General features: G+C 58.5%; 11 protein-coding genes. 3 read left to right on the top strand and 8 right to left on the bottom strand.

Annotated elements, in window-relative coordinates; genetic code table 11:
* Window positions 1-158: 158 nt before the first annotated feature.
* The 6 genes from sspB to zapE all read right to left on the bottom strand — a co-directional run bounded on the left by sspB (window position 159) and on the right by zapE (window position 3,859).
* Window positions 159-659 (bottom strand): ClpXP protease specificity-enhancing factor, encoded by a 501-nt coding sequence (gene sspB, locus M6G53_RS24500; protein WP_253335107.1) that lies wholly within the window; start codon window positions 657-659, stop codon window positions 159-161.
* A gap of 5 nt (window positions 660-664) precedes the next feature.
* Window positions 665-1,306 (bottom strand): stringent starvation protein SspA, encoded by a 642-nt coding sequence (sspA, locus tag M6G53_RS24495; protein WP_004937082.1) that lies wholly within the window; start codon window positions 1,304-1,306, stop codon window positions 665-667.
* A 52-nt stretch (window positions 1,307-1,358) separates the two neighbouring features.
* On the bottom strand, window positions 1,359-1,571 hold the full coding sequence (locus tag M6G53_RS24490; RefSeq protein ID WP_253335106.1) for a hypothetical protein: 213 nt from the start codon (window positions 1,569-1,571) through the stop codon (window positions 1,359-1,361).
* A gap of 60 nt (window positions 1,572-1,631) precedes the next feature.
* Complete coding sequence (rpsI, locus tag M6G53_RS24485) at window positions 1,632-2,024, bottom strand: 30S ribosomal protein S9 (protein WP_004937080.1); 393 nt, start codon at window positions 2,022-2,024, stop codon at window positions 1,632-1,634.
* Between the two features lie 15 nt (window positions 2,025-2,039).
* The gene (rplM, locus tag M6G53_RS24480; RefSeq protein WP_004937079.1) at window positions 2,040-2,468 is read right to left on the bottom strand and encodes a 50S ribosomal protein L13; all 429 of its coding nucleotides are present in this window, start codon (window positions 2,466-2,468) and stop codon (window positions 2,040-2,042) included.
* Between the two features lie 263 nt (window positions 2,469-2,731).
* Window positions 2,732-3,859: a cell division protein ZapE gene (gene zapE, locus M6G53_RS24475; protein WP_253335105.1), complete on the bottom strand. Its 1,128-nt coding sequence runs from the start codon at window positions 3,857-3,859 to the stop codon at window positions 2,732-2,734.
* Between the two features lie 232 nt (window positions 3,860-4,091).
* Between zapE and zapG the strand changes: the two genes are divergently transcribed.
* The 3 genes from zapG (at window position 4,092) to degS (ending at window position 7,192) form a co-directional block, all read left to right on the top strand.
* Window positions 4,092-4,493, top strand: coding sequence for a Z-ring associated protein ZapG (gene zapG / locus M6G53_RS24470; RefSeq protein ID WP_004937074.1), 402 nt, complete (start codon window positions 4,092-4,094; stop codon window positions 4,491-4,493).
* 181 nt (window positions 4,494-4,674) lie between these two features.
* A complete protein-coding gene (gene degQ / locus M6G53_RS24465; RefSeq protein WP_253335104.1) occupies window positions 4,675-6,045 on the top strand; it encodes a serine endoprotease DegQ in 1,371 nt (456 codons plus the stop codon).
* An 88-nt stretch (window positions 6,046-6,133) separates the two neighbouring features.
* Complete coding sequence (gene degS, locus M6G53_RS24460; protein ID WP_253335103.1) at window positions 6,134-7,192, top strand: outer membrane-stress sensor serine endopeptidase DegS; 1,059 nt, start codon at window positions 6,134-6,136, stop codon at window positions 7,190-7,192.
* A 70-nt stretch (window positions 7,193-7,262) separates the two neighbouring features.
* On the opposite strand, the gene murA is transcribed toward degS, so the two are convergent.
* The gene (murA, locus tag M6G53_RS24455; RefSeq protein WP_253335102.1) at window positions 7,263-8,522 is read right to left on the bottom strand and encodes a UDP-N-acetylglucosamine 1-carboxyvinyltransferase; all 1,260 of its coding nucleotides are present in this window, start codon (window positions 8,520-8,522) and stop codon (window positions 7,263-7,265) included.
* A 55-nt stretch (window positions 8,523-8,577) separates the two neighbouring features.
* Window positions 8,578-8,832, bottom strand: coding sequence for a BolA family iron metabolism protein IbaG (ibaG, locus tag M6G53_RS24450; protein WP_004937066.1), 255 nt, complete (start codon window positions 8,830-8,832; stop codon window positions 8,578-8,580).
* Between the last annotated feature and the right edge of the window lie 219 nt (window positions 8,833-9,051).

The raw sequence follows: 9,051 nt of genomic DNA, 5'->3' as shown, positions 1-9,051 counted from the left end.
AACAGGCGAAATGGCTGGTACTACCAGGGCGCAGAGAGCGAAGTTATCCTAGAGAACTCCGGGCCAGAAGCAGGAAATATCCAGATAAAAAAGTTGCTGGTCACCCTTAAGTGACCAGCATTACCCCAGGGGGTGCTTTTTCGTTTGTTCGCGCAGGGTTATTTCACCACGCGCAGTGCCGGGCGGCCACCGCGCGGCGGCTGCGGCGGTTCGTCGTCCGGGCCGTTGTCTTCCACGCTATCTGGGCGATCGCCGTCGATCACCGACATCAGGGTTTCCGAAGGGATAGTCTCATTGTCCAGACCTTCGAACACGCCTTCGCTCTCGTCGTAGGCGGCTTCCGGTTCGAACATCGTGCCGGCGCCGTTTTCACGCGCATAGATCGCCAGCACGGCGGCCATCGGCACCGAAACCTGACGCGGCACGCCGCCGAAGCGCGCGTTGAACTGCACGTCTTCGTTGCCCAACGCCAGGTTGCCTACCGCGCGCGGCGCGATATTCAGCACGATCTGGCCGTCACGCGCGAACTCCATCGGCACCTGCACGTCCGGACGAGTCACGTCGACCACCAGGTGTGGCGTCAGCTGGTTATCCAGCAGCCAGTCGTAGAATGCCCGCAGCAGATACGGGCGACGCGGCGTCATTTGAGACATGTCCATCGCGCTTAGCCCCGGGTTTGCAGGCGCATTTCACGCTCGGCTTCGGTCAGGGAAGCCAGGAAAGCGTCGCGTTCGAAGACGCGGGTCATGTAGCCTTTCAGCTCTTTGGAGCCGGCGCCGCTCAATTCGATGCCCAGCTGCGGCAGACGCCACAACAGCGGCGCCAGGTAGCAATCCACCAGGCTGAACTCTTCGCTCATGAAATACGGCGCCTGACCGAAGATCGGTGCGATCGCCAGCAGCTCCTCGCGCAGTTGGCGACGGGCGGATTCCGCTTCCTGGCCGCTGCTCTTTTCGATCTTGTCCATCAGCGAGTACCAGTTCTTCTCGATGCGCAGCATCATCAGACGGCTCTCACCGCGGGCAACCGGGTAAACCGGCATCAGCGGCGGGTGCGGGAAACGCTCATCCAGGTATTCCATGATGATACGGGATTCATACAGGGTCAGTTCGCGATCGACCAGCGTAGGCACCGTCTGGTAAGGGTTGAGGTCAATCAGATCTTGCGGCAGGTTATCCATTTCGACCTGCTCGATCTCGACGCTGACACCTTTCTCCGCCAGTACGATACGTACTTGATGGCTAAAAATGTCGGTCGGGCCAGAGAACAGCGTCATTACCGAACGTTTGTTGGCAGCGACAGCCATGAAAACCTCCAAGTTATCTAGAAAATACTGCGAATAGCCAACTGACAGGCTGCTATCCTGAATAATCTTGCCGCAGGCCGGCAGCACGCAGCGCGACCCAAGCCCATAAAAAACCGGCCCAGGCAGTCAACTGCACGGCGAACAGGCGCAAAAGTGGGTGATAGTTTACCAGATTTTGCTTGTTTTGTGGGGACGGTGCGGCGAATTCATGTTGAATTGTCTGATATGCCACAGATTTTAGTCGGGGACGGCGGATTTCAGGCATAAAAAAACCCGGTGAAGCACCGGGTTTTTTGCGTAAATCGCACTGCCGAAGCAGCGAAAATTAACGCTTGGAGAACTGCGGACGACGACGTGCTTTACGCAGGCCGACTTTCTTACGTTCAACCTGACGAGCGTCACGGGTGACGAAGCCAGCTTTACGCAGTTCAGAACGCAGAGTCTCGTCGTACTCCATCAGTGCACGGGTGATACCGTGACGGATAGCGCCAGCTTGACCGGAGATACCACCACCTTTAACGGTGATGTACAGATCCAGTTTGCCAACCATGTCGACCAGTTCCAGCGGCTGACGAACTACCATGCGGGCAGTTTCGCGACCGAAGTACTGTTCCAGGCTGCGCTGGTTGATAACGATGTTACCGTTGCCCGGCTTGATGAAGACGCGAGCGGCGGAGCTTTTGCGGCGACCAGTGCCGTAGTATTGATTTTCAGCCATTGCCATTAATCCCGATTAAATGTCCAGAACTTGCGGTTGCTGTGCCGCGTGATTGTGCTCGGTGCCCGCGTAAACTTTCAGTTTACGGAACATAGCACGACCCAGCGGGCCCTTTGGCAGCATGCCTTTAACCGCGATTTCAATCACGCGCTCAGGACGGCGGGCAATCATCTCTTCAAAGGTCGCTTGCTTGATACCACCGATGTGGCCGGTGTGGTGGTAGTACACTTTGTCTGTACGCTTGTTGCCGGTTACAGCAACTTTGTCAGCGTTCAGAACGATGATGTAATCACCGGTATCCACGTGCGGGGTGTATTCCGCTTTATGCTTGCCGCGCAGACGACGAGCCAGTTCAGTAGCGAGACGGCCTAAAGTTTTACCATCTGCATCAACAACGTACCAGTCGCGTTTTACGGTTTCTGGTTTAGCTGTAAAAGTTTTCATTAGAAAGCTTACCCAATAATTAGTTACACGTTGGTGAACACCCAAACGCTCGAAAACAGTTGAGGCTCACACGACCATACAAGTCCAGCAAACCTACCCCTTCGAATAGCCATTGCCGGCACTATAAAGTTTTTGGGAAAAAAACTTTGTTGTAACGTGGGGTCGCAAGATTATAGAGAAGTCGCTCACAAAGATCGAACGGTTTTTGAATGGAAAATAAATTTATCGCCGGTGGCAGGCAACCGGCGATAGGCCCGGCGGACTCAGGGCAGATGCGGCAGCTTGAGGTACTCTTCGCTCTGCATTTCCTGCAGGCGCGACAGGCAGCGCTGATACTCGAACTTCAGTTGCTTCCCCTGGTAGATTTCGAACATCGACGCCTCGGCGCCGATCACCAGCTTGACGTGCCGTTCGTAGAATTCGTCCACCAGCGCCAGGAAACGGCGCGCGGTATTTTCTTTCAACGGCCCCATCACCTGCACATTATACAGGATCACGCTGTGATACAGCCGCGACAGCGCAATATAGTCCAGCTGGCTGCGCGCCTCTTCGCACAAGGTGTGGAAATCCACCGCCAGCACGCCCTCCGCCGAACGGATCGCCTGCAGCGGCCGATGGTTGATCTGCAGCACCGGCGCCTCCTCCCCCGCCTTGCCCGCCAGTTTGACGAACATCCGATCCAGGGTCGCGCGCGTCTGGTCGTTCAGCGGCGTCAGGTAGAGGTGCGCCTGGGTCAGGGTACGCAGGCGGTAGTCGATGCCGGCATCGACGTTCATCACGTCGCAGTACTCGTTAATAAGCGCGATAGCCGGCAGGAAACGCGCCCGCTGCAGGCCGTTGCGGTACAGATCGTCCGGCGGGATGTTCGACGTGGCCACCAGCGTGATGCCGCGCGCGAACAGCGCCTGCAGCAGCGTGGCCAGCAGCATGGCGTCGGTAATGTCGGACACGAAGAATTCGTCGAAGCACAGCACGTCGGTCTCGGCCTTGAAGCCGTCGGCGACGATGTCCAGCGGGTTTTCCCGCCCTTGCAGTTCGGTCAGTTCTTCATGCACCCGCAGCATGAAACGGTGGAAGTGCAGACGCATTTTGCGATCGCCCGGCAGGCTGTGGAAGAACATGTCCATCAGCCAGGTTTTGCCGCGCCCGACGCCCCCCCACATATACAGCCCCTGCACCGGGCGCTGCGGGGCCGTTTCGCCGCCCTTGCCCAACAAACGGCTGAGCTTGCCGCGCAGCCCGCCGGCCGGCGCGTTCGCCGCCGGCTGTTGCTGCAGGGCCTGATAAATGCGATCCAGTTGAGCGACGGCCCGGCGTTGAACCTCATCGGCCTGATATTCCCCCGCGTCCAGCGCCTGCTGGTAGCGAGATAACGGTGATAGTGCCTGCATCTGTTCGATGTTCCCTAAGAACGCTTAGAAATTATTTAGCCAACGTTGGCGGCAAGTTGATGCCGATTCGCACCGTTATCGCCACAAATGCCCGCTGCGGGCGCCGTTGAAAACCCTGTAAACACTGGGTGGAAGCGCATCAGGATTCCACTCGGACAAGGTTAACGGTTATAGTGGATATTATTAAGTGAAAAAATCCCTGCGGAACAACGAAGTCAAAATAGGAGTCATCATGACCTGGGAGTATGCGCTGATTGGTTTGGTCGTCGGTATCGTGATTGGTGCGGTGGCGATGCGTTTTGGCAACCGTAAATTACGTCAACAACAAGTCCTGCAGAACGAGCTGGACAAGAGCAAAACCGAGTTGGAAGAGTACCGCCAGGAGCTGGTCGGCCACTTCGCCCGCAGCGCCGAGCTGCTGGACAACATGGCTCGCGATTATCGCCAGCTGTATCAACACATGGCGAAAAGCTCCAATAACCTGCTGCCGGATCTGCCGATGCAGGAGAACCCGTTCCGTTATCGCCTGACCGAAGCGGAAGCGGACAACGATCAAGCGCCGGTGGAAATGCCGCGCGACTATTCGGAAGGCGCCTCCGGCCTGCTGCGCGGTCAAAGCGCACGCCGCGACTGATATCCCTTCTTCGCCCGCGGGGCCACCCGCGGGTTTATTGCCCCTTTGTGTCTTATTGACCTTCCTTCGCCTTACCTTTACTGAACTTTGCACGCAAATTCACGGTCTTACCCTTCACTATGACAAGGTGATTGCCTTATCATCAAATTTTCATCGGCAGGTCTTGAGAGAGTTATCATCAATGAAGAAAAAGTCTTTAATTCTTAGTGCATTGGCAATGAGCCTCGGCCTGGCGCTCAGCGCCGTACCGGCGGCCAACGCGGCCCTGCCCGTCGCCGTCCAGGGGCAGCCGCTGCCGAGCCTGGCGCCGATGCTGGAAAAAGTCTTGCCCGCCGTAGTGAGCGTGCACGTCGCGGGCACCCAGGTGCAGCGTCAGCAGTTGCCGGAAGAGTTCAGACGCTTCTTCGGCCCCAACTTCCCCGGCCAACAGCAGAGCTCCCGCCCGTTTGAAGGGCTGGGCTCCGGCGTGATCATCGACGCCGCCAAAGGCTACGTGCTGACCAACAACCACGTCATCAACAACGCCGATAAAATCCGCGTGCAGCTGAACGACGGCCGCGAGCTGGACGCCAAACTGGTCGGCCGCGATGAGCAATCCGACATCGCCCTGCTGCAGCTCAGCGACACCAAAAACCTGACCGCCATCAAGATGGCCGACTCCGATCAGCTGCGCGTCGGCGACTTCGCCGTGGCGGTCGGCAACCCGTTTGGCCTGGGCCAAACCGCCACCTCCGGCATCATCTCGGCACTCGGCCGCACCGGCCTGAATCTGGAAGGGCTGGAAAACTTCATTCAGACCGACGCCTCAATCAACCGCGGCAACTCCGGCGGCGCGTTGGTTAACCTGAACGGCGAGCTGATCGGTATCAATACCGCCATTTTGGCACCGAGCGGCGGCAACGTCGGCATCGGCTTCGCCATTCCGAGCAATATGGCGCAGAACCTGAGCCAGCAATTGATCGAATTCGGCGAAGTGAAACGCGGCCTGCTCGGCATCAAGGGCAGCGAAATGACCCCTGACATGGCCAAAGCCTTCAACACCGACGCGCAGCGCGGCGCCTTCGTCAGCGAAGTGCTGCCGAAATCCGCCGCCGCCAAGGCCGGCATCAAGGCCGGGGATATCCTGGTTTCCGTCGACGGTAAACCGGTGAGCAGCTTCGCCGAGCTGCGCGCCAAGGTCGGCACCACCGCGCCGGGCAAAACCCTCAAGGTCGGCCTGCTGCGCGACGGCAAACCGCAGGAAGTCTCGGTCACGCTGGACAACAGCGAGAACGCCTCGACCAACGCCGAAACGCTGTCGCCGGCGCTGCAGGGGGTCTCCCTCAGCAACGGCGCGCTGCCGAGCGGCGACAAGGGCGTGAAGGTGGAGAATGTAGATAAAGGTTCGACGGCGGCGCAGATCGGCCTGCAAAAAGGCGACGTGATCATCGGCGTCAACCGTCAGCGCGTAGACAGCATCACCGCACTGCGCAAAGTGCTGGAGGCCAAGCCGCCGGTAATGGCGCTCAATATCGTGCGCGGTAACGAAACCATTTATCTGCTGCTGCGTTAATTTGTGCAAAAACCGGGCTCGGTGACATACTGCGCCCGGTTAACTCATGCTATCCTCCGAACATCGTTCATCACACCACGAAAACTCCATGTTTGCTAAGCTCTTGCGTTCCGTCGTTATCGGTCTCATCGTTGCCGGCCTGCTGCTGGCCGCGCTGCCCATGCTGCGTTCGTCCAACGGCCTGTTTGCAGACAAACCTGAGAATACCAGCGACGAAACGCCGGTGAGCTTTAATAAAGCGGTGCGCCGCGCCGCCCCCGCCGTGGTGAACATCTACAACCGCAACCTGAACGGCGCCACCAACGTGTTGTCGCTCGGTTCCGGCGTGATCATGAACGAACGCGGCTACATCATCACCAACCGCCACGTGATCAAAGACGCGCAGCAGATCACCGTGGTGTTGCAGGATGGCCGCCGCTACGAAGCGCTGCTGGTCGGCTCCGACGGCCTGACCGATTTGGCGGTGCTGAAGATCGATCCCGGCAATTTGCCGGTGATCCCGACCAATAAAAACCGCGTTGCCCACGTCGGCGACGTGGTGCTGGCGATCGGTAACCCCTATAACCTGGGGCAAACCGTCACTCAGGGCATCCTCAGCGCCACCGGACGCATCAGTATGAGCACCACCGGCCGGCAGACATTCCTGCAGACCGACGCCTCTATCAACCGCGGCAACTCCGGCGGCGCACTGGTCAACTCGCTGGGCGAGCTAATCGGCATCAACACCCTGACCTATGACAAAATCACCGACGGCGAAACGCCGGAGGGCCTCGGCTTCGCCATTCCGATCGAACTGGCCGCCAAAATCATGGACAAGCTGATCCGCGACGGCCGCGTTATCCGCGGCTATTTCGGCATTCAGGGCAAAGAGATCATTCCACTGCGCTCCTCCAATTCCGGCATCGATCGCCTGCAGGGCATCATCGTGACCGAGATTACGCCGAACGGCCCCGCGAGCAACGCCGGTTTCCAGATCAACGACATCATCATCAACGTGGATAACAAGCCGGCGGTGTCCGTGCTGGAAACGATGGATCAGGTGGCGGAGATCAGGCCGGGCACCGAGATACCGGTCATCGTACTGCGCGACGGCAAGCGCATTACGTTGAAAATGACGGTGGGTGAATTCCCGGAAGACAGCAATTAAAAAGGGCCGGCATAGGTAGCCGGCCCTTTGATTTTCATCCTGCCGACGCAGCCGCGCCGGCGCGAATGACTTACTCGCCTTTTACGCGTTCGATGTTCGCACCCAGCGCGCGCAGCTTGTCTTCAATACGCTCATAGCCGCGATCGATGTGATAGATGCGATCGACGACGGTCACGCCGTCGGCGATGCAGCCGGCGATCACCAGGCTGGCGGAGGCGCGCAGATCGGTCGCCATCACCTGAGCGCCGGACAGCTGTTCAACGCCGTGGCAAATCACGGTGTTGCTCTCGATTTCCGCGTGCGCGCCCATGCGGATCAGCTCCGGCACGTGCATGAAGCGGTTTTCGAAGATGGTCTCGGTGATGACACCGGTGCCTTCCGCCACCAGGTTCAGCAGGCTGAACTGGGCCTGCATGTCGGTTGGGAAGCCCGGGTGCGGCGCAGTGCGCACGGTGACCGCTTTCGGGCGCTTGCCGTGCATGTCCAGGCTGATCCAGTCTTCGCCCACTTCAATATCGGCACCGGCTTCGCGCAGCTTGGCCAGCACCGCATCCAGCGTATCCGGACGGGTATTGCGGCACATCACTTTGCCGCCGGAAACCGCGGCGGCGATCAGGAAGGTACCGGTTTCGATGCGATCAGGCAGCACACGATACACGCCGCCACCCAGGCGCTCGACGCCCTCGATGGTGATCTTGTCGCTGCCGGCGCCGCTGATCTTCGCGCCCAGCGTGTTGAGGAAGTTGGCGGTATCGACAATTTCCGGCTCGCGCGCGGCGTTCTCGATAATGGTAGTGCCGGTCGCCAGGGTCGCGGCGCTCATGATGGTCACGGTCGCGCCCACGCTCACCTTGTCCATGACGATGTGCGCGCCCTTCAGGCGGCCATCGACGGACGCCTTGACGTAACCTTCTTCCAGTTTGATCTCGGCTCCCAACTGCTCCAGGCCGGTGATGTGCAGATCGACCGGACGCGCGCCGATGGCGCAACCGCCCGGCAGGGAAACCTGGCCGCGGCCGAAGCGCGCCACCAGCGGCCCCAGCGCCCAGATGGAAGCGCGCATGGTTTTCACCAGATCGTAAGGGGCGCAGAACTCGTTCACGCCGCTGGCGTCCACGAAGACCGAGCCGTTACGCTCGATCTTGGTACCCAACTGGTTGAGTAGTTTAATGGTGGTGTCGATGTCCTTCAGCTTAGGGACATTCTGCAGCTCGACCGGCTCTTCCGCCAACAGGGCGGCGAACAGGATCGGCAGGGCGGCGTTTTTGGCCCCGGAAATAGACACTTCACCGCTCAGGCGAGTCCGACCCTGCACACGAAATTTATCCATCTGACTACTCTCTGTTATCTAATCTGAAGCTGCCCGCCCGGCAGGGCAAACAGCCTTAAAATCCGTTGAGTTTGCGGTCTCGCTGCCACTCTTCAGGGGTGTACGCCTTGATAGACAAGGCATGAATGCGGTTGTCCGCAATGTATTCCATCAGCGGTGCGTAAACCGTCTGCTGTTTTTTGACGCGGCTCATGCCGGCGAACAGTTCACCGACCACGATCGCCTGAAAATGGCTGCCGTCGCCCGTTACATGTACTTCATCCAGTGCCAATGCCTGCATCAGCACATCTTTAATCTCGTTGGTTTCCATAGTATCCAGTTCTGCCGCTAAAGGATCATAAACAGCCTAGTATCTTAGTGGAATACGATGTTTTCTTAAACTAAAGAAAAAGCCCCTGCATAGCAGTAATGCCGTTCACTTAAGCCTCACGTGACTTATAGCTGAATGGATATTTAGGCGGAACATAAAGCACCGAACGATCATATCTTCGGTGCTTTCTTTTTTCCGGCAGAATGAAGGCCTTTACGT

The sequence above is a fragment of the Serratia nevei genome (assembly GCF_024160145.1).
Taxonomy (GTDB): domain Bacteria; phylum Pseudomonadota; class Gammaproteobacteria; order Enterobacterales; family Enterobacteriaceae; genus Serratia; species Serratia nevei_A.
The sequence above is the reverse complement of the archived record's forward strand: the minus strand, read 5'-3'. Positions and strand labels throughout refer to the sequence as shown.